The sequence below is a fragment of the Gordonia alkaliphila genome, from assembly GCF_023017165.1.
In the GTDB taxonomy this organism is placed as follows: Bacteria; Actinomycetota; Actinomycetes; order Mycobacteriales; family Mycobacteriaceae; genus Gordonia; species Gordonia alkaliphila.
This window is the reverse complement of the sequence record NZ_JALKBW010000001.1, coordinates 2,717,229-2,737,947: the sequence shown is the minus strand read 5'-3', so window position 1 is coordinate 2,737,947 and position 20,719 is coordinate 2,717,229. Positions and strand designations below refer to the sequence as shown.

Below are 20,719 nucleotides of genomic sequence, written 5' to 3'. Positions count from 1 at the left end.
CTCCTCTTCTGTCGGGGGCCGATACCGGACCGACCCGTTGATTCCAGCCTAAGCCCCCGCCCGCGGACATCGCCGCAGTAGGGTCGGCCACATGACACGGCCTACCGGCGACGGGGTGGTCCTCCGCGTCCTGATCTACTCCGACGACCACCGCACCCGCGCGCAGGTGCGCGGCGCGCTGGGCCCGCGGGTGGATCCGGACCTGCCGGAGCTGGAGTTCCTGGAGGTGGCCACCGCCCCCATCGTGCTCGCCGAGCTCGACACCGGCACGGTGGATCTGGTGATCCTCGACGGCGAGGCCGCGCCGTTCGGCGGACTCGGCCTGGCCAAGCAGCTGCGCGACGAGTACGAGCCGTGCCCGCCGCTGCTCGTGTTGATCGCCCGCACGGCCGACCGTTGGCTCGCCGACTGGTCCCGCGCCGACGCGAGCGCGACGCTTCCGGTGGATCCGATCGCGCTCTCGCGCGAGGTCACCGCGCTGCTGCGTCGCGGCACCGCCCGCGGGTGAGCGTTTCCTCCCCCCGAACCGCCCGACCGTGACTAGTGTGTGTGACAAGTCACAGGCGTGGTCCTGATCACACCGATTCGGTGAAATCGGTTGCGGCACAAGGAGGGTTGATCCAGCGATGAATGTGTACGCACCGATCCTGATGCTCGGCGGCGTCGCTCTCGCCTTCGCCCTGGTCTCGGTGGTTCTCGCCGCGATCGTCGGCCCGCGCCGCCACAACCGCGCCAAGCTGGAAGCCTACGAATGCGGCATCGAACCGCTGCCGCCGACGGCCGGGATGGTCCAGCGATTTCCGGTGAAGTACTACCTCACCGCCATGCTGTTCATCATCTTCGACATCGAGATCGTCTTCCTCTATCCGTGGGCGGTGGCCGCCGACAGTCTCGGCTGGTTCGGCCTTCTCGCCGTCGGCCTGTTCCTGGTCAACGTCTCCGTCGCCTACGCCTACGAATGGCGGCGCGGCGGACTGCGGTGGGATTGAGCGGAGAGGGACCGAACCGATGGGAATCGAAGAACAACTGCCCGGCGGCTTCCTGCTGACCACTGTCGAGAAGCTCGCCGGCTACATGCGCAAGGGCTCGCTGTGGCCGGCCACCTTCGGACTGGCCTGCTGCGCGATCGAGATGATGGCCACCACGTCCGGCAAGTACGACCTGGCGCGCTTCGGCATGGAGGCCTTTCGCGCCTCCCCGCGCCAAGCCGATCTGATGATCGTCGCCGGCCGGGTGAGCCAGAAGATGGCGCCGGTGCTCCGGCAGATCTACGACCAGATGGCCGAGCCGAAGTGGGTCCTCGCGATGGGCGTGTGCGCCTCCTCCGGCGGCATGTTCAACAACTACGCGATCGTGCAGGGCGTGGACCACGTGGTGCCCGTCGACATCTACCTGCCGGGCTGCCCGCCGCGGCCGGAGATGCTGCTGAACGCCATCCTCGCCCTGCATGAGCAGATCGCCGCCGAACCGCTCGGCGTGCACCGCGAGCAGGCCGCCCGGGCCGCCGAACGCGCCGCGCTGTCCGCCCCGACCACGCTGGAGTTGAAGGGGCTGCTCCGGTGAGCGGGCTGTTCGGGCCGCCCGGCACCGGCGACACCTCGGGCTTCGGCGGACTGCGCACCACGGTCGCGCTGCCGCGCACGGCGGAGCGCCCGTACGGCGGCTGGTTCGACGAGGTGGTCGACGAGCTGATCACCGGACTCCGCGCCCGCGACGTGGACGCGGAGACCGCGCTGGAACAGGTGGTGATCGACCGGGACGAGCTGACGCTGGTGGTGGCCCGCCGCCACCTGCCCGCCGTGGCCGCGACGCTGCGGGACGAACCGCTGCTGCGTTTCGAACTGTGCCTCGGCGTGAACGGCGTGCACTATCCGGAGCGGCCGCACCGCGAACTGGCCGCGGTGTATCCGCTGCGGTCGATCACGCACAACCGGCTGCTGCGGGTGGAGACGTCGGCGCCGGACGCCGACCCGCGCGTTCCGAGTCTGGTGGCCGTCTACCCCACCAACGACTGGCACGAGCGCGAGACCTACGACTTCTTCGGCATCGTCTTCGTCGGCCATCCGTCGCTCACGCGGATCGAGATGCCCGACGACTGGGAAGGGCATCCGCAGCGCAAGGACTACCCGCTCGGCGGCATCCCGGTGGAGTACAAGGGCGCCACCGTGCCGCCGCCGGACCAGCGGAGGTCGTACCGGTGACCCCGCAGAACTACACCGTCAGCGGCCGAGACTGGACGGACCTGGTCGACGCCCTCGCCGACCGCGAGGTGGCCGACGAACGCATCGTGGTCAACATGGGCCCGCAGCACCCGTCCACGCACGGCGTGCTGCGGCTGATCCTGGAGATCGAGGGCGAGACGGTCACCGAGGCGCGGTGCGGCATCGGTTATCTGCACACCGGCATCGAGAAGAACCTGGAGTACCGGAACTGGACCCAGGGCGTCACCTTCGTGACGCGCATGGACTATCTCGCACCGTTCTTCAGCGAGACCGCCTACTGCCTGGGCGTGGAGAAGCTGCTGGGCATCACCGACCACATCCCGCCCCGCGCCACCGCCGTCCGGGTCCTGCTGATGGAGCTCAACCGGATCAGCTCGCACCTGGTCGCCCTGGCCACCGGCGGCATGGAGCTGGGCGCGGTGACCCCGATGTTCCTCGGCTTCGGCGCCCGCGAAACCATCCTCGACCTGTTCGAGGAGATCACCGGCCTCCGCATGAATCACGCCTTCATCCGCCCCGGCGGTCTGGCCGCGGATCTGCCCGACGGCGCGACCGAGTCCATCGGCGCGGTGCTCGACGCGCTACCCGCCCAGATCGCCGAGGTGGAAGCGCTCCTCACCCACAATCCGATCTGGAAGGCGCGCACCCGCGGCGTCGGCTACCTCGACCTGACCGGCGCGATGGCGCTCGGCATCACCGGGCCGGTGCTGCGGTCGACCGGGCTGCCGCACGATCTGCGCAAGGCCGCCCCCTACTGCGGCTACGAGAACTACGCGTTCGACGTCGTCACCGACACGGCGTGCGACTCCTACGGCCGCTACCTGATCCGCGTGCAGGAGATGTACGAGTCGATCACGATCGCGCGGCAGGCGCTGGCCGCGCTCGAGCCCGGTCCGGTGATGGTGGACGACGGCAAGCTGGCCTGGCCGGCCGACCTGACCGTCGGACCCGACGGCCTGGGCAATTCGCCGGAACACATCGCCGAGATCATGGGTGGCTCGATGGAGTCGCTCATCCACCATTTCAAACTGGTCACCGAGGGCATCCGCGTCCCGGCCGGGCAGTGCTTCGTGGCGCTGGAGGCGCCGCGCGGCGAACTCGGCGTGCACGTGGTCTCCGACGGCGGCACCCGGCCCTACCGCGTGCACTTCCGCGATCCGTCGTTCACCAACCTGCAGGCGGTGGCCGCGATGTGCGAGGGCGGTCTGGTGGCCGACGTGATCACCGCCGTCGCCAGTATCGATCCGGTGATGGGAGGCGTCGACCGATGAGCGACCCGATTCGCCTGTCCCGGATCCCCCTGACGGTGACCCCGACGTTCTCCACCGCGCCCGCGGAGCCGCCCATCGCGTTCGGCGGGCCGGAGCGGTACGACGACGACGTGACCGCCGCCCTGTCCGCCGAGGCCGGTCCGATCGTCGCCCGCTATCCGCAGTCCCGGTCGGCGCTGCTGCCGCTGCTGCACCTGGTGCAGAGCCACGACGGCTACGTGACCCGCGCCGGGATCGACTTCTGTGCTCGCACACTGGAATTGACCCACGCGCAGGTGGCCGGTGTCGCCACCTTCTACACGATGTATCGGCGCGAGGAGACCGGCACGCACCTCGTCGGGGTCTGCACCACCACCCTGTGCGCGGTGCTCGGCGGCGACGCGATCCTGGCGGAGCTGACCGACCGCCTGGGCATCGCCGTCGGCGAGACCACCGACGACGGGGCGGTGACCCTGGAGCGCGTGGAGTGCAACGCGGCCTGCGACTTCGCGCCGGTGGTGATGGTCAACTGGGAGTTCTTCGACAATCAGACGCCCGAGTCCGCGCAGCAGCTGGTCCAGGACCTGCGGGACGGGAACCCGGTGGCGCCCAGCCGCGGGGCGCCGTCGCTGTGCACGTTCCGCCAGGCCGCGCGTCTGCTGGCCGGGGTGCCGGAACAGGAGCAGCGATGATCACCGTCGACCTGCCGTCGAGCGTCCCCGAACCCGCCGAGCCGCCCGTGCTCAGCCGGCACTGGGACGACGAGCAGTCCTGGACGCTGCCGAACTACGTGCGCCGCAACGGCTATCAGGGCCTCAAGGCGGCGCTGCGGATGCGTCCGGACGAGGTGATCGAACTGGTGAAGACCTCCGGGTTGCGCGGCCGCGGCGGCGCCGGTTTCCCGGTCGGCACCAAATGGTCGTTCATTCCGCAGGACACCCCGGCCCCGCACTACCTGGTGGTCAACGCCGACGAGTCCGAGCCGGGCACCTGCAAGGACATGCCGCTGATGCTGGCGTCCCCGCACATGCTGATCGAGGGCATCGCGATCGCCGCGTACGCCATCCGCGCCCGGCACGCCTTCGTCTACGTCCGCGGCGAGGTGGCGTCGGTGGTGCGGCGGCTGCGCGCCGCGGTGGCCGAGGCCTACGACGCCGGGCTGCTGGGCCGCCAGGTGCTGGGCTCGGGCCTGGATCTGGAGCTGGTGATCCACGCCGGCGCGGGCGCCTACATCTGCGGCGAGGAGACCGCACTGCTCGACTCGCTGGAGGGCCGGCGCGGGCAGCCGCGGCTGCGGCCGCCGTTTCCGGCGACCGCCGGTCTGTACGCGAGCCCCACCGTGGTCAACAACGTCGAATCCATCGCGAGCGTCCCGGCGATCCTGCGCAACGGCACCGACTGGTTCCGCTCGATGGGTACCGAGCGCTCCCCCGGCTTCACCCTGTATTCGCTGTCCGGGCACGTGGCGCGCCCCGGGCAGTACGAGGCCCCGCTCGGCGTGACGCTGCGCGAGCTCCTCGAGCGCGCGGGCGGCGTCCGCGCCGGGCACACCCTCAAGTTCTGGACGCCGGGCGGATCGTCGACCCCCATGTTCACCGCCGAACACCTGGACGTGCCCCTCGACTACGAGGGTGTCGGCGAGGCCGGTTCCATGCTCGGCACCAAGGCGCTGCAGATCTTCGACGAGACCGTCTGCGTGGTGCGGGCGGTGACGCGGTGGACCGAGTTCTACGCGCACGAGTCGTGCGGCAAGTGCACGCCCTGCCGCGAGGGCACCTATTGGCTGGTGCAGATGATGCGCCGCCTGGAGTCGGGCGAGGCCGGCGAAGCGGATCTGACGACGTTGGTCGACATCACCGAATCCATCGTCGGCAAAGCCTTCTGCGCGCTCGGCGACGCGGCCGGCGCGCCGATCATGAGCTCGCTCGAGTACTTCCGCGACGAGTACCTCGCCCACTTCCCCGGCGGCTGCCCGTTCGATCCGGCCCGCGCCACCGCCTTCGCCGACGGCGGCGCGCGGTGACCGGCCCGGACCTGGTCACCCTGACCATCGACGACGTGGAGGTCACCGTGCCCGCGGGCACCCTGGTGATCCGCGCCGCGGAGCTGGCCGGCATCGAGATCCCGCGCTTCTGCGACCACCCGCTGATGGCGCCGGTCGGCGCGTGCCGCCAGTGCCTGGTGGAGATCAGCGGGCAGCGCAAGCCGATGGCCTCCTGCACCATCCCGGTGGCGCAGGACATGGTGGTGCGCACCCAGCACACCTCCGCCGAGGCGGAACGCGCGCAGAGCGGCGTGATGGAACTGCTCCTGATCAACCATCCGCTGGACTGCCCCACCTGCGACAAGGGCGGCGAATGCCCGCTGCAGAATCAGGCCGTGTCGGCCGGGCGACCGCAGTCCCGATTCACCGGCACCAAGCGGATCTACACCAAGCCGGTCCCGCTGTCGTCGGCGATCCTGCTCGACCGGGAACGCTGCGTGCTCTGCGCGCGCTGCACCCGCTTCGCCGACGAGATCGCCGGCGACCCGCTGATCGAGCTCGCCGACCGCAGCGCGCTGGAACAGGTCAGCGCCTACGCCGACGAGCCCTTCGACTCGTACTTCTCCGGCAACACCGTGCAGATCTGCCCGGTCGGGGCGCTCACCGGCACCGCGTACCGATTCCGGGCCCGGCCCTTCGACCTGGTCTCCACCCCGAGCGTGTGCGAGCACTGCGCCGCCGGCTGCGCGCAGCGCACCGATCATCGCCGCGGCACCGTCCTGCGCAGGCAGGCCGGCGACGACCCCGAGGTCAACGAGGAGTGGAACTGCGACAAGGGACGCTGGGCGTTCACCTACACCGACGCACCCGACCGGCTGCGAGTGCCGCTGGTGCGAGGCGAGGACGGCGCGCTGGCGCCCGCATCCTGGTCGCACGCGCTGGCCACGGCGGCCCGCGGACTGACCGGTGGCGGCGCGCGGGCCGCGGCGCTGGTGGGCGGTCGGGCCACCGTCGAGGACGCCTACGCCTACGGCAAGTTCGCCCGCACGGTGCTGCACACCAACGACGTCGACGTCCGGATCCGCAGCCACAGCGCGGAGGAGACCGATTTCCTCGCGGCGCACGTCGCGGGCACCGGCATCGGCGTCACCTACGCGCAGCTCCAGGCCGCGCCGGTGGTGGTCCTGGCCGGGCTGGAACCGGAGGAGGAATGCCCGATCCTGTATCTGCGCCTCCGAAAGTCGGTGCGCCGCAACGGGATGGCGGTGATCGCGCTGGCACCGTGGCGGACGCCCGGTGCGGACAAGACCGCAGCCACGGTGCTGCCGTGCCTGCCGGGCGAGGAGACGGCACTGCTGGCCTCGGAGCACGTGCGCGCACAGCTCGCCGTTCCGGGCGCGGTGCTGCTGGTCGGCGAACGACTCGCCGATGCGCCCGGCGCGCTGACCGCCGCGATCGACGCGGCGGCCGCGACCGGCGCGGGCTTCGCCTGGGTGCCGCGGCGCGCCGGTGAGCGGGGCGCGCTGGACGTCGGCGTCGCACCGAATCTGTTGCCCGCCGGACGGCCGGTGGTCTCCGAGCGGGCCCGCCGCGACCTGGCCGCCGTCTGGGGCGTCGTGCCACCGGCCGAGCCCGGCCGGGACACCGCGCAGATTCTGGACGCCCTGGCCGTCGGCGAGCTGACCGCGGTGGTCACCGGCGCCGTGGATCTGGACGATTTGCCCGATCCGAAAGCGGGTCGTCGTGCACTGCGCGACGCCTTCGTCGTGTCGCTGGAGCAGCGGCCGTCGTCGGTCACCGAGTTCGCCGACGTGGTGTTCCCGGTGGCCGTCGTCGCCGAGAAGGCGGGCACCTTCGTCGACTGGGAAGGCCGCCCGCGGGGCTTCGAGGCGGCGCTGTCGGCCGCGGCCGACGGTCGCGCGACACTCTCCGATCATCGGGTGCTGCACGCGCTAGCCGCCGCGGTCGACGTGGACCTGCATTGCGACAGCGCGGCGGACATCCACCGCGAGTTCGCGGCCATCGGGCCGTGGGAGGGCGAGCGGGTGGTCCCGGCGCCGGTGGCCGCGGCAGAATCGTCCGATACCGCCCCGCGCCGCACCGGCACCTTCGTGCTGGCCACGTGGCGGATGCTGCTCGGCGCGGGGCGGCTGCAGGAGAACGAACCGCACCTGGCCGGGACGGCGCGGCGTCCCGTCGTGCGTCTGTCCCCCGCCGCCGCGGCCGCCCTCGAGCTGCGCGACGGCGACGCCGTGACCTGCTCCACCGACCGCGGCGAGGTGACCCTGCCGTTGGCGATCACCGACATGCCCGACCGCGCGGTGTGGCTGCCGATGAACGCCCCCGGTGCCACCGTGCCCACCCGACTCGGCGGTCGCGCCGGGATCGACGTACAGGTGCGGGCGGCGCGATGACCTACGCCGCCGAGTTCCCCGACCTGGCCGACTTCGGCCGCGATCCCTGGTGGCTGATGGCGGCCAAGGCGATCGGTATCTTCGCCTTCCTGGTGCTCACCGTGCTGATCGCGATCCTCGCCGAACGCAAGATCATGGCGCGCATGCAGAAACGCCTCGGCCCGAACCGGGTCGGCTGGCACGGGATCCTGCAGAGCCTGGCCGACGGCGTGAAGCTGGCCCTCAAGGAGGGCATGACGCCGTTCGGCGTGGACAAGGTGCTGTATCTGCTGGCCCCGGTCATCGCGGTGGTGCCCGCGTTCATGGCGTTCGCGGTGATCCCGATGGGGCCGTCGGTGTCGGTCTTCGGCCACCACACGCCGCTGCAGTTGACCGATCTGCCGGTCGCCGTGCTGTACGTCCTGGCCATCACGTCCATCGGGGTGTACGGCATCGTGCTGGCCGGCTGGTCGTCGGGCTCCACCTATCCGCTGCTCGGCGGGCTACGGTCCACCGCCCAGGTGATCTCCTACGAGATCGCGATGGGGTTGAGCTTCGCCGCGGTCTTCCTGCTCTCGGCCACCATGTCGACGTCGGGCATCGTCGCCGGGCAGGCCGGTCGCTGGTACGTGCTGGTGCTGTTGCCGTCGTTCGTGATCTACGCGATCTCGATGGTCGGCGAGACCAACCGCGCGCCCTTCGACCTGCCCGAAGCCGAGGGCGAGCTGGTCGGCGGCTTCCACACCGAGTACTCGTCGCTCAAATTCGCCATGTTCATGCTCGCCGAGTACATCAACATGGCGACGGTGTCGGCGCTGGCCACCACCCTGTTCCTGGGCGGCTGGCAGATCCCGTGGCCGCTGAGCCTGATCGGCGGCCTCAACTCCGGGTGGTGGCCGCTGCTGTGGTTCGTCATCAAGATGTGGGCCTTCCTGTTCGTCTTCATCTGGCTGCGCACCACGCTGCCGCGGCTGCGCTACGACCAGTTCATGAAGCTGGGCTGGAAGGTGCTGATCCCGTTCGCCCTCGGGTGGGTGATGGTGGTCGCGGTGATCGCCGAGGCCACCCGCGGCATGGCCGCGTGGACGTCTGGGCTGATCTTCGGCGGGGTCGGCCTGGTGGTGACCGCACTGATGGTGGTGGCCATCGGCCGCGTCGTCGGCGCCACATCGTCGACGGTCCCCGGTCCGGTGCCGCCCGACCCGACCGCCCCGTTCGATCCGTTCGCCGGCGGCTTCCCGGTGCCGCCGCTCCCCGGACAGGTCCTGCCGCCAGCGAAGGAGGCCACCGATGTCTGACTCGCCGAAGAGCTCACGACTGCCCAAGAGTGTCGCCGGTTTCGGTCTCACCTTCGGTTCCATGTTCCACGAGCCGATCACCGAGGAGTACCCGGAGCAGAAGACGCCGACCGCGGCCCGCTATCACGGCCGCCACCAACTCAATCGGTACGACGACGGCCTGGAGAAGTGCATCGGCTGCGAACTGTGCGCGTGGGCGTGCCCCGCCGACGCGATCCTCGTCGAGGGCGCGGAGAACACCGAGGCCGAGCGCTATTCGCCGGGCGAACGGTACGGCCGCGTCTACCAGATCAACTACCTGCGGTGCATCGGCTGCGGGCTGTGCGTGGAGGCGTGCCCCACCCGCGCGCTGACGATGACCGACGACTACGAGATGACCGGCCCCAGCCGGGCCGGAATGATCTACGAGAAGGACCAGCTCCTCGCGCCGCTCTCCGACGGCATGGACGCGCCGCCGCATCCGATGGCGCCGGGCACCCGGCCGGAGAACTACTATCGCGGCGAAGTGGGGCCGCAATGACGTCGGCACTGCTCGCGGCCGCCGAGCTCACGCGCACCGGCACCGGCGAGGCGGTCACCTTCTGGGTGTTGGCGGTGATCGTGGTGATCGGCGCACTCGGCGTGGTGCTCAGCCCCCGCGCCGTCTACTCGGCGGTCTTCCTCGCGATGACGATGATCATTCTCGCGGTGTTCTACGTGCTGCAGGGCGCACTGTTCCTCGGGGTGGTGCAGGTGGTGGTCTACACCGGCGCGGTGATGATGCTGTTCCTGTTCGTCCTCATGCTGATCGGCGTGGACTCGTCGGAGTCGCTCACCGAGACCATCCGGGGGCAGCGCTGGCTGGGCGCCGGACTGGGCGTCGGTTTCGCGATCCTGCTGGTCGCGGCCATCGGCACCGCCACCCTGGCGCCGTTCCGCGGCGCCCCCGACTTCAGCGGCGGCACCGAGCCGGGCGGCGGCAACGCGAACATCCGGGCGCTGGCCGAGCTGATCTTCGTCGACTATCTGTGGGCGTTCGAGCTCACCGGTGCGCTGCTGATCACCGCCACGCTCGGCGCGATGGTGCTGGCGCACCGGCAGCAACTCGGCCCGCGCCGCGGGCAGCGTGAACTGTCGATCGCGCGGGTGCGGGCCGGTCGCCAGGTGACCCCGCTGCCGCCGCCCGGCGTCTTCGCCCGGCACAACGCGGTGGACGTCCCGGCGCGCGAGCCGGACGGCCGCCCGTCGCGGGCGTCGGTGAACGCGATGCTCACCCCGCGATCGCTGCCGCATCTGCTCGACGAGTCGCCGCGGCTGACGCCGGGATCGGAGGAGGACGCGTGAACCCGGCCAACTACCTGTACCTGGCGGCGATCCTGTTCGCGATCGGCGCGTCCGGGGTGCTGCTGCGCCGCAACGCGCTGGTGGTGTTCATGTGCGTGGAGCTGATGCTCAACGCGGCGAACCTGGCGTTCGTCACCTTCGCGCGCATGCATTCGAGTCTGGACGGGCAGGTCATCGCGTTCTTCACGATGGTGGTGGCCGCCGCCGAAGTGGTGGTGGGCCTGGCGATCATCATGATGATCTTCCGGACCCGTCGTTCCGCGTCCGTCGACGACGCCGATCTGTTGAGGCGGTGAGCAGGTGACGAGCGGATTCTGGGCCGCGCTGCTGTGGTGGATTCCCGGCCTGCCCGCGGTCGGCGCGGCCGTGCTGCTGCTCGGCGGTCGACGCACCGACACGTGGGGCCACCTGCTGGCGACCGCCCTCTCGGGGATGGCCGCGATCGCCGGGATCGCGTCCGTCGCGGCGATGATCACCCGCGACCAGGCCACGCGCACCGTGGTCTCCACCGGCTGGCAGGTGATCGACTCCGGCGGTTTCCAGGTCGACGCGGCGCTGCGACTGGACCAGCTGTCGGTGTGCTTCGTCCTGCTGATCACGGTGGTCGGCACGCTGATCCACGTCTATTCGATCGGGTACATGGCCGACGACCCGAACCGTCGTCGCTTCTTCGCCTACCTCAACCTGTTCCTCGCCGCGATGCTCGTGCTGGTGTTGGCCGACGGCTACCTGGGCATCTACCTGGGCTGGGAGGGCGTCGGTCTGGCGTCGTACCTGCTGATCGGCTTCTGGCAGCACAAGCCGACCGCGGCGACCGCCGCCAAGAAGGCGTTCGTGGTGAACCGCGTCGGCGACATCGGCTTCGTCATCGCGCTGATGATCATGTTCGCGACCTTCGGTTCGGTCGGCTTCGGCGACGTACTGGGCGGCGTCGACGCCACGAGCGAGTCGACGCTCACCTGGATCGGCCTGTGCCTGCTGCTGGCGGCGTGCGCCAAGTCGGCGCAGGTACCGCTGCAGTCGTGGCTGCTGGACGCGATGGAGGGCCCCACCCCGGTGTCGGCGCTGATTCACGCGGCCACCATGGTCACCGCGGGCGTCTACCTGATCACCCGATCGGGGCCGCTGTTCGAGGCGGCGCCGGGCGCCCAGACCGCGGTGCTCGTCGTCGGGGCGGTGACCCTGCTGTTCGGCGCGATCATCGGCTGCGCCAAGGACGACATCAAGAAGGCGCTCGCGGCGTCGACCATGAGTCAGATCGGCTACATGGTGCTGGCCGCCGGACTGGGACCGGCCGGCTACGCGCTGGCCATCGCGCACCTGATCGGGCACGGCTTCTTCAAGGCCGGCCTGTTCCTGGGCGCCGGTTCGGTGATGCACGCGATGAACGAGCAGACCGACATGCGCCGCTACGGCGGGCTGGCGCGCCTCATGCCGATCACCTTCGTCACCTTCGGGTTCGGCTATCTCGCACTGATCGGCATTCCGCCGTTCTCCGGCTTCTTCACCAAGGACGGCATCATCGAGACCGCGCTGGCCGCGGGCGGGATCCGTGGCCCGCTGCTGTTCACCGTGGCCGTGCTCGGCGCCGGACTGACCGCGTACTACATGACCCGGGTGATGGCGATGACCTTCTTCGGCGAGCGACGGTGGGCCGACGCCCCCGACGCCCCGACCCCGCACGAGTCGCCCGCGGTGATGACCGCGCCGATGGTGGTGCTGGCGATCGGTTCGCTGCTCGCGGGCGGACTGCTGGTGATCGGCGGCACCCTCGCCGACTGGCTGGCGCCGGTGGTCGGGACACCCGAGCACCACGAGTCGCCGTTGTCGGCGGTGGCGGTGACCGTCATCGTGCTGGTGGTGGTCGGCGCCGGCATCGCGCTGGCCTGGCGGCAGTACGGCATGCGGCCGGTGCCGACCGTCGCGCCGCAGGACGTCGGCGTGCTCACCGCCGCCGCGCGGCGCGACCTGTACGGCGACGCCGTGAACGAGGCGGTCTTCGAGGGCTCCGGTCGGGCGCTCACCGCGACGGCGGTGCTGGTGGAGGACGAGGTGCTGGCGCGAATTCCGGACGGGGTGGGTGCGGGCGTGACCGGGCTGTCCCGGCTCAGCCGCGGGCTGCAGACCGGTTTCGTGCGGTCGTATGCGGCGTCGATCCTGGTCGGCACGGCCGTGATCGGTGTCGTGACCTGGGTGGTGAGCGCGCTGTGACGATGCCCTGGCTCACCGTGCTCTGGCTGCTTCCGGCCGTCGCCTCCGTCGTCGTGCTGTTCCTGCCGTCCGCGCGTGCCACCGCGGCCAAGCAGGTCGGGATCGGCGCGGCACTGATCACCGCCGGGTGGGCGATCGGTCTGGCCGTCGCCTTCGACGCCGGCGGCGATCGCTTCCAACTGACCGAGGACGTCAGCTGGATCCCGGCGATCGGTGCGCGCTACTCGCTGGCCCTGGACGGCATCGGGTTGGCGCTGGTGCTGTTGACCGCGTGCCTGGCTCCCCTGCTGCTGCTGGCCGGCTGGCACGACGGCGGGCGGTCCGCGCGCAGCGTGCACGCCTACGTCGCGCTGCTGTTGGCCGTCGAGTCGATGGTGCTGATGAGCTTCGTCGCCGTCGATCTGCTGCTGTTCTACCTCGTCTTCGAGGCCATGCTCATCCCGATGTACTTCCTCATCGGCAGCTACGGCGCCGACCGTCCCCACCGCGGGCACGACGGGCCGTCGGACACCTTCGGGTCCCGCGCCGCGGTGCGGTTCCTGCTGTACAACCTGCTCGGCGGCCTGATCATGCTGGCCGCCCTAATCGGCCTCTACGTGGTGACCACCCGCAGCGGCGACGGGACGTTCTCGTTCACGGCCCTCAGCGAGCTGGCGGCCGGCGAGGGGTTGGATGCCTCGTCGACGACGTTGAACTGGCTGTTCCTGGGTTTCCTGTTCGCCTTCGCGGTCAAGGCACCGCTGTGGCCGCTGCACGGCTGGCTGCCCGACGCCGCCGTGTCGGCCACCCCGGCGAGCGCGGTGATGATGATGGCGGTGATGGACAAGGTCGGCACCTTCGCCATGCTGCGCTTCTGCCTCGGCCTGTTCCCCGAGTCGGCGGAGACCTTCGCGCCGCTGGTGTCGGTGCTCGCGGTGATCTCGATCCTCTACGGCGCGGTGCTGGCGATCGGCCAGACCGACCTCATGCGGTTGATCGCCTACACGTCGATCTCCCACTTCGGGTTCATCGTGCTGGGGATCTTCGCGCTGACCGCGCAGGGCCAGAGCGGGTCGACGCTGTACATGGTGAACCACGGCATCTCCACGGCCGCGCTGTTCCTGGTGGCCGGGTTCCTGGTGACCCAGCGCGGCAGTCGGCTCATCGCCGACTACGGCGGTGTGGCGAAGGTGGCGCCGGTGCTGGCCGGCACCTTCCTGGTGGCCGGGCTGGCGACGCTGTCGTTGCCGGGGCTCGCGCCGTTCGTCAGTGAGTTCCTGGTCCTGATCGGCACCTACCTGCGTTATCCGGCGGCGGCGATCCTCGCGGCGCTCGCCCTGGTGCTGTCGGCGCTGTACATCCTGTGGACGTACCAGCGGATGTTCGGCGGCGCGGTGCGGCAGCCGGGTCCGCTGCGCGACCTGACGCTGCGGCAGAAGTCGGTTCTCGCCCCGCTGGTGGCGGCGCTGCTGGTGCTCGGCTTCTTCCCCGGCCTGGTGCTCGACTTCGTCGATCCGGCCGTCGAGGCCACCGTCAGCACGGAGGTCACGCGATGAGCTCTTTCGCACGGAACACCGTCACCCTCGCCGTCGACGCGCCCAGCATCGACTACTTCCGCCTCTCCCCGATGCTGATCGTGTTCGGTGTCGCGGTGCTCGGGGTCCTCGTCGAAGCACTGCTGCCCGACGTCGCCGCGCGTTACCGCACGCAACTGGGCCTCGGCCTGGGCGGGCTGCTCGCCGCGTTCGGCATGACCGTGGCGGTGGCCGTCGTCGACGGGTCGCAGCCGCACGTGACGATGGCCGGGGCGGTGATCATCGACGGCCCCGCTCTCTTCCTGCAGGGGGTGATCCTGCTGGTCGCGGCCGCGTCGGTGGCGTTCATGGGCGAACGTCGTCTGGACCGGGTCTGGGCGTCGGCGCAGGTGCAGTCGGCCGCGGGCGCGCGCATCGCTGTGGGCGGCGGGCCCGGCGCGGAAGTCGGTTCCGGCGCCGACGACACCGACGACCGGGAGCTGCCGGCCGATGCGTTCACCCCGGCCGGCTCCACCGTGCCCGGCTCGGTCGACGAACTGCGGGCCGGACGGGCCCGCTGGTACACCACCGAGGTGTACCCGCTCGCGCTGTTCGCCGTCGGCGGCATGATGCTGTTCGGCGCGAGCGGCGACCTGCTGACCATGTTCATCGCCCTCGAGGTGCTGTCGCTGCCGTTGTATCTGCTGTGCGCGTTGGCGCGGCGTCGTCGACTGCTGTCGCAGGAGGCGTCGCTCAAGTACTTCCTGCTGGGCGCGTTCGCGTCGGCGATCTTCCTGTTCGGCACCGCCTTCGCCTACGGGGCGACCGGCTCGCTGTCGCTGCACCGGATCGGGCGGGCCGTCGCCGACGGCACCGCCGACCACACCCTCGCGTTGATCGCGGTGGTGATGGTGACAGTGGGGCTGCTGTTCAAGGTCGGCGCCGTGCCGTTCGGGTCGTGGGTGCCCGACGTCTATCAGGGCGCCCCGACCCCGGTGACCGCGCTGATGGCGTCGGCCACCAAGGTCGCCGCCTTCGGCGCGCTGCTGCGCGTGCTGCACGTGGCCTTCCCCGGCCTGCAGGACGACTGGCGGCCGGCGCTGTGGACCATCGCCATCGCCACCATGGTGCTCGCGACGATCATGGCGGTGACGCAGCAGGACATCAAGCGCATGCTGGCCTATTCGTCGGTCAGTCACGTCGGCTTCGCGCTGGTCGGCGTCATCACCCTCACCGAGGACGGCGTGAGCAGCACCCTCTTCTATCTGACCGCGTACGCCTTCGCCGCGTTCGCCGCCTTCGCGTTGCTGGCGGTGGTGCGCGACGAGGCTGGGCGCGAAGAAGCCGCGCTCGACGCGTGGGCCGGGTTGGGTCGACGACGGCCCCTGGTGGGCGTGCTGATGTCTCTGCTGTTGCTGTCGTTCGCGGGCATTCCGCTCACCAGCGGCTTCCTCGGCAAGTTCGTCGTCTTCGCCGCCGCCGGCGCCACCGGCGCATGGGCGCTGGTGATCGTGGGCGTGCTGTGCAGCGCGATCGCCGCCTACTTCTACGTGCAGGTGATCGTGTCCATGTTCTTCCGCCCGGCACGCGACGACGCGCCGCTGGTGGTGACGCCGAGCCCACTGACTTCGGTGCCGATCGCCATCGGCGTCGCGGTGACCATGGTGCTCGGCGTCTTCCCCCAGCCGCTCCTCGACCTGGCTGCCTCGGCGTCGTCGTTCCTGACCTGACGACGCCGGGGCAACCCACTCTCTATGGAATTCTCAAACAACACATCGCACCGGGACCCGCTCCCGACACTGCATTCTGGAATGTTCTAGATCTCGCTCGAGGCGAGAGTCGTTGGTGGACAGCGTTCGTGTGGCTGTTGGGACTTCAGTTCAGGAAACAGGCGGCGCAGCGCGGGCTCAGGCCGCGCCGGGCAATAACGTCAGCGTGCGCCGGGCGTTGGATGGGATCGGTTCCCGGAAGCGCTTCGGATGCTCCGGATCGGCCGGCGGCACGAACCACGGGTGCCGGTCGTGCCCGATGAACACCTCCCACCCGCTCTGATGGATCAGCATGTGGTGGCGACGGCAGAGCAGGACGCCGTTATCCAGGCAGGTCTGCCCGCCGTGCTCCCAATGCTCGACGTGGTGGCCGTCGCACCACGACGGCGGCAACCCGCAACCAGGGAACGCGCACTCGCGATCACGGAGCACCAGCGCTTTGCGGATGGCCGGCGTGAACAGTCGCTTCTCACGGCCCACGTTCAGGGGCGCACCGTTGTCATCGAGCAGCGCGATCGCCACCGACGCCTCGCACATGATCAGTTCCGCGGTGCGCGCGGAGATCGGCCCACCGAACCCGAGCCACGGCACCGAGGTGTCGGAATCCGCGAACGGGATCGAGATCGTCTGTCCGGCAACCGAATCGAGCACTTGACCGTTCATCACCACCGCCGCCGGCACCGACAGGGTCACGTGCGGCAGCACTCCCCCGCTCTCCGGGCGTTCGGAGTGCGCGAGATAGGTGCGGACCACCTGGGTCATCGCGTCGGCTCGGCGCCGCTTGGCGGACCGCTTGTCATTCGAGCCGTCCGGCTCGGGAACAGGCCGCGTCAACGGATCCAGCGCCGCGAACAACTCCTCGGCCGCCACGGTGTCCAGATCGATGGTCACGGCCACGCGTCCATCGTCGGTCCGATCCATGGTCATCTCGTTGAGATCGTCGCGCTCAGCGAGCGGCACCTGACCTTCACCGAGCTCGACCGGCGCGAGCTTGATCGCCCACGCGCGCGCCTTCTCCTTCACCCGCGCCGGGGTGGTCTGCACCATCAGCGAGTGCACCACCCGCGCACGATCCTCCTCGGAGAGATCCACGACGCGACCTTCCACGTGACCCACACCGGTCACGACGGCATCGCCCTTCTCCGCCGACACCGCACCGTCGCGGATCCCACGGGTCACCGCGCGTAGGCCCTCATCAGCGATCGCCCATGCGATGCGGGCCGCCCGGTACGCAACCGCTGGTGCCGCACCGAGCTCGGTCACGATCGACGCGGCGGACCGTACGTGCTTGCGGGCGGGCAGGCCACTCCGCTCGATCGCCGCGCACACCGCAGCCAGCGAGTAATCGACCACGTTGCGCAGCCGCAACACGGCTGCGGCCACCGCGAGGAGTTCCCGGTCGTCGTCCACCGCGCGAACCCGCGCCAAGAAGCGTGCGAGATTGTCGACGGTGTCGTCGTTGTCGGTGACGTCGTCGACCATGAAGTCGGCGAGTTCGGTCAAGCCTGCTGCGTCCACCTGGGACACCTCCGGGTCGGAGAGTAGTTACAGCGATGAACCGGTCGAGCTGCGGTGACGGTCGGTCAGAGCAGCCACTCGATTCGGCAGACAGGCAGAGGTATCCGCATCGTCTAACTCCAAGTTACGCCTCATATTCGATTAGCACAACCGTTCGTCGAAACTTTTTTCGAATAGTTTTCCAAAGCCCACTACCAGCGCTTTTGCCCTACGAGCGCCGCGTCCAGTCGGTCACAGAGTGTAGGGTTGTGGGGCTCTGACAACCACAACACGACATTCTGCTGACCGGTCATGAGCTGCCGACCAGTCTCGCGCTGTCGACTCGGACGACAAGGAAGCCTTCCATGCCGAACCCGCACGACACCGAGATTCGCGCTTCCCGAGGCACCGAGGAGTACCCGGCCCTCGTCGACATCTGGCGCAGTGCGGTGCGTGCGACGCACGACTTCCTCGCCGAGTCCGACTTCGCACGCATCGAGGGCAGTCTCGCCGCGCTGTACTTCCCCGCCGTGACCCTGCTCGTGGCCGAACGGCGCGGCACGCCCGTCGGCTTCGCCGGAGTGGCCGACGGCAATCTCGAAATGCTCTTCGTGACCGACGACGCCCGCGGCACCGGCGTCGGTACCGCGCTGCTGCGCGCGACGATCGCCGACCTCGGCGTCCGCGCCGTCGACGTGAACGAACAGAACCCCGGCGCGCTCGGCTTCTATCTCCACCACGGCTTCACCCAGGTCGGGCGCGACGACCTCGACGGCGACGGCCGCCCCTACCCGATCCTCCACCTGCAGCTGCAGCCCTAGTGCCACCGCGACGCAAAGGCGTCACCCGGACACGAAGGCGGCACCCGACCCCCCAGGCGGCTCCCCCGGCTGCCGCCTGTGGGGTGGGGAGCCGCCCGTGTGCGGCACTGCCGCGAACGGCGCGGTCAGATATCGGTGAAGTCGCCGCCGCGGCCCTTGCCCGACGCGAAGCGACCGGCACCGGTGAGCCCGTCGGCAGTCAGCGACGCGACGCCCTGGTGGTACTCGCGCTCGAGGGCGGCCGGCTCGTCGAGCGACCACTGCTCCCGCGCCGACCGACGATCCCCACGCATGCAGGTCTGCGGCATCCGGGCGATCTCGTGGGCCAGGGCCACTGCGGCCTCCCGCGCCGTACCGGCCGGAACCACGCGATTGACCAGGCCGAACGACAGCGCCTCGGCGGCGTCCACCGGGCGGCCCGTGAGGATCAGGTCCATCGCGCGGCTGTGCCCGATCAGGCGCGGCAGGCGGATGGTGCCGCCGTCGATCAGCGGCACGCCCCAGCGACGACAGAACACGCCGAGCGTCACGTCGTCGTCGGCCACGCGCAGATCGCACCAGATCGCCAGTTCCAGACCGCCGGCCACCGCGTTGCCGTGGATCGCCGCGATCACCGGCTTGTCCAGGTCCAGCCGGGTGGGGCCCATCGGGCCGTCGCCGTCGACGGCCACCACGTTGCTGCGTTCGGTGCCCACCCCCTTGAGGTCGGCGCCCGCGCAGAACGACGGGCCGTCGCCGGCCAGCACCGCGACCTTCGCGTCGGAGTCGTCGAACTCGCGGAAGGCCGCAGCCAGTTCGGCGGCCATCGGACCGTCGACGGCGTTGTGCCGTTCCGGCCGCGCCATGATCACCAGGAATACGTCGCCGTCGCGTTCGATCCGCACGTCGTTCATCGGGCGTCCTCCCACAGCGGCTCGCGCAGCGCGCGGCGCAGAATCTTGCCCACCGCCGACTTCGGGATCGCGTCGACGAAGTGCACGCTCTTGGGCGCCTTGTGCGCGGCGATCTGGTCGCGGACGTGCGCGATCAGCTCGGCCTCGGTGACTTCGGCGCCGGGGTTGACGGCGACGAACGCGGTCACGGCCTCCACCCAGGTGGCGTCCGGGGCGCCGACGACGGCACATTCGGCGACGGCCGGATGGCTGGCGAGGGCGTCCTCCACCTCGCGCGGATACACGTTGTAACCACCGGTGATGATCATGTCGCTGGTGCGGTCGACCAACACCAGGTAGCCGCGCTCGTTGAAGCGGGCGAGGTCACGGGTCTTGATCCAGCCGTCCGCCGTGAAGGTGGCCGCGTTGAGCTCATCGGCGTCGTAGTAGCCGGCCATCTGGAACGGTGCCCGCAGCGTGATCTCGCCGATCTCGCCGGGCGCCACCTCGTTGCCGTCTTCGTCGAGGAGCTTCAGTTCCAGGTCGGCGGACGGAATGCCGCAGGCGCCCCACAGCGAGCGATCCGCGTGATCTTCTTCGCTCAGCGCGGCGATCACCAGCGGCGCTTCGGTCTGGCCGTAGTACTGCGCCAGGATCGGGCCGAACGCGGCGATCGACCGCTCCAGCACCGGTGCGGGCATCGGACTCGCACCGTAGATCACCTTGCGCAGCGAACTCAGATCGGCGTCGTCGAGCACGCCGGTACTCAGGAGCATCGCGAACATGGTGGGCACCAGGTTCAGCTCGGTGACGCGATACCGGCCGACGGCCGCGGCGAACGCGGCCGGATCGAAGGCCGGGAGGATGGCCGAGGCACCGCCGCGAATCCAGTACGGGAGCACGAAGGTGCCGCTGGCGTGGATCAATGAGGCCGCGTGCAGCATCACCGAGTCGTGCTTGGGATCGAGCAGGTTGGCCAGAATGTTGGCACCGACCGCACCGTAGGACGCCTGGGTGTGGATCACGGCCTTGAGCTTGCCGGTGGTCCCGGAGGTGTAGAGCATGAGCGTCGGATCCTCGGGAACCAACTCGACGTCCGGTTCGCCCACCGGTTCCGACGTCGGCGCGAGCAGATCCACCCCGGAAGCCGGCGCAACGACACCGAGCCCGAGCACCGTCAGCTCCGGGAACCGCTCGCGCAGTTCCTCGGCCCGGTCGATCAGCGAGGCATCGGCGACGACGACGGTCGCACGCGAGCCTTCCAGCATCGCGGCGTGCTCGTCGAGCGACAGCCGCGCGTTCAGCGGGACGCGGACCACACCGGTCTTGATGGCCGCGAAGTCCATCGGAATCGAGTCCAGACCGTTGTTCACCAGCAGCGCGACGTGCGCGCCCTTCGCGACACCGGCCGCCAGCAGGTGATGGGCGATCAGGTTGGCGCGGTCGTTGACCTCGCGGAAGGTCAATGCGTCGTCGCCGAAGTACACCGCGGTGCGGTCGGCGTGCGCCGCCGCTCCCCTGCGGATATGGGTCACTGCCATCGCCATTGCGTCAGTCCTCATCTCTCCGGATTCAAAACAGATCAT

The 20,719-nt window shown here is 70.1% G+C and carries 17 protein-coding genes and 1 pseudogene; 15 read left to right on the top strand and 3 right to left on the bottom strand.

Features of this window, described 5'->3' with window-relative positions; genetic code table 11:
- Window positions 1-91: 91 nt before the first annotated feature.
- The 14 genes and pseudogenes from MUG78_RS12390 to nuoN all read left to right on the top strand — a co-directional run bounded on the left by MUG78_RS12390 (window position 92) and on the right by nuoN (window position 15,904).
- Complete coding sequence (locus tag MUG78_RS12390) at window positions 92-508, top strand: DNA-binding transcriptional response regulator (protein WP_246995212.1); 417 nt, start codon at window positions 92-94, stop codon at window positions 506-508.
- A 118-nt stretch (window positions 509-626) separates the two neighbouring features.
- The gene (locus MUG78_RS12385; protein WP_246995210.1) at window positions 627-989 is read left to right on the top strand and encodes an NADH-quinone oxidoreductase subunit A; all 363 of its coding nucleotides are present in this window, start codon (window positions 627-629) and stop codon (window positions 987-989) included.
- A gap of 19 nt (window positions 990-1,008) precedes the next feature.
- A complete protein-coding gene (locus tag MUG78_RS12380; RefSeq protein WP_246995208.1) occupies window positions 1,009-1,563 on the top strand; it encodes a NuoB/complex I 20 kDa subunit family protein in 555 nt (184 codons plus the stop codon).
- Entirely contained in the window at window positions 1,560-2,201 is a 642-nt protein-coding gene (locus tag MUG78_RS12375; protein WP_246995206.1) for an NADH-quinone oxidoreductase subunit C, read from the top strand. The genes MUG78_RS12380 and MUG78_RS12375 overlap by 4 nt, the downstream gene beginning before the upstream one ends.
- A complete protein-coding gene (gene nuoD, locus MUG78_RS12370) occupies window positions 2,198-3,493 on the top strand; it encodes an NADH dehydrogenase (quinone) subunit D (RefSeq protein WP_246995204.1) in 1,296 nt (431 codons plus the stop codon). Before MUG78_RS12375 ends, nuoD begins: the two co-directional genes overlap by 4 nt.
- Window positions 3,490-5,495: pseudogene (nuoF, locus tag MUG78_RS12360) on the top strand (NADH-quinone oxidoreductase subunit NuoF). The gene nuoD and the pseudogene nuoF overlap by 4 nt, the downstream one beginning before the upstream one ends.
- The gene (locus tag MUG78_RS12355) at window positions 5,492-7,870 is read left to right on the top strand and encodes an NADH-quinone oxidoreductase subunit G (protein WP_246995198.1); all 2,379 of its coding nucleotides are present in this window, start codon (window positions 5,492-5,494) and stop codon (window positions 7,868-7,870) included. Before nuoF ends, MUG78_RS12355 begins: the two are co-directional and overlap by 4 nt.
- On the top strand, window positions 7,867-9,147 hold the full coding sequence (gene nuoH / locus MUG78_RS12350) for an NADH-quinone oxidoreductase subunit NuoH (RefSeq protein WP_246995196.1): 1,281 nt from the start codon (window positions 7,867-7,869) through the stop codon (window positions 9,145-9,147). The genes MUG78_RS12355 and nuoH overlap by 4 nt, the downstream gene beginning before the upstream one ends.
- Window positions 9,140-9,667 carry an NADH-quinone oxidoreductase subunit NuoI gene (gene nuoI, locus MUG78_RS12345; RefSeq protein WP_246995194.1) on the top strand — a complete coding sequence of 176 codons (528 nt, stop codon included), beginning with the start codon at window positions 9,140-9,142 and terminating at the stop codon, window positions 9,665-9,667. The genes nuoH and nuoI overlap by 8 nt, the downstream gene beginning before the upstream one ends.
- Complete coding sequence (locus MUG78_RS12340) at window positions 9,664-10,470, top strand: NADH-quinone oxidoreductase subunit J (protein WP_246995192.1); 807 nt, start codon at window positions 9,664-9,666, stop codon at window positions 10,468-10,470. Before nuoI ends, MUG78_RS12340 begins: the two co-directional genes overlap by 4 nt.
- Complete coding sequence (gene nuoK / locus MUG78_RS12335) at window positions 10,467-10,766, top strand: NADH-quinone oxidoreductase subunit NuoK (RefSeq protein ID WP_246995190.1); 300 nt, start codon at window positions 10,467-10,469, stop codon at window positions 10,764-10,766. Before MUG78_RS12340 ends, nuoK begins: the two co-directional genes overlap by 4 nt.
- Before the next feature lie 4 nt (window positions 10,767-10,770).
- Window positions 10,771-12,681 carry an NADH-quinone oxidoreductase subunit L gene (nuoL, locus tag MUG78_RS12330; RefSeq protein WP_246995188.1) on the top strand — a complete coding sequence of 637 codons (1,911 nt, stop codon included), beginning with the start codon at window positions 10,771-10,773 and terminating at the stop codon, window positions 12,679-12,681.
- 2 nt (window positions 12,682-12,683) lie between these two features.
- Window positions 12,684-14,216, top strand: coding sequence for an NADH-quinone oxidoreductase subunit M (locus MUG78_RS12325; protein WP_246997011.1), 1,533 nt, complete (start codon window positions 12,684-12,686; stop codon window positions 14,214-14,216).
- Window positions 14,213-15,904, top strand: a complete 1,692-nt coding sequence (gene nuoN / locus MUG78_RS12320; RefSeq protein ID WP_246995186.1) for an NADH-quinone oxidoreductase subunit NuoN — start codon at window positions 14,213-14,215, stop codon at window positions 15,902-15,904. The genes MUG78_RS12325 and nuoN overlap by 4 nt, the downstream gene beginning before the upstream one ends.
- A gap of 177 nt (window positions 15,905-16,081) precedes the next feature.
- Here the strand turns inward: nuoN and MUG78_RS12315 are convergent, their stop codons facing one another.
- Window positions 16,082-17,461, bottom strand: a complete 1,380-nt coding sequence (locus tag MUG78_RS12315; protein WP_246995184.1) for an HNH endonuclease signature motif containing protein — start codon at window positions 17,459-17,461, stop codon at window positions 16,082-16,084.
- A gap of 344 nt (window positions 17,462-17,805) precedes the next feature.
- Here MUG78_RS12315 and MUG78_RS12310 point away from each other — a divergent pair, with 344 nt between their 5' ends.
- On the top strand, window positions 17,806-18,261 hold the full coding sequence (locus tag MUG78_RS12310) for a GNAT family N-acetyltransferase (protein ID WP_246995183.1): 456 nt from the start codon (window positions 17,806-17,808) through the stop codon (window positions 18,259-18,261).
- A 125-nt stretch (window positions 18,262-18,386) separates the two neighbouring features.
- On the opposite strand, the gene MUG78_RS12305 is transcribed toward MUG78_RS12310, so the two are convergent.
- Together MUG78_RS12305 and MUG78_RS12300 are read right to left on the bottom strand one after the other, a co-directional pair.
- Window positions 18,387-19,154 carry a crotonase/enoyl-CoA hydratase family protein gene (locus tag MUG78_RS12305; protein ID WP_246995181.1) on the bottom strand — a complete coding sequence of 256 codons (768 nt, stop codon included), beginning with the start codon at window positions 19,152-19,154 and terminating at the stop codon, window positions 18,387-18,389.
- Window positions 19,151-20,695 carry an AMP-binding protein gene (locus MUG78_RS12300; protein ID WP_246995178.1) on the bottom strand — a complete coding sequence of 515 codons (1,545 nt, stop codon included), beginning with the start codon at window positions 20,693-20,695 and terminating at the stop codon, window positions 19,151-19,153. The genes MUG78_RS12305 and MUG78_RS12300 overlap by 4 nt, the downstream gene beginning before the upstream one ends.
- Window positions 20,696-20,719 lie beyond the last annotated feature (24 nt).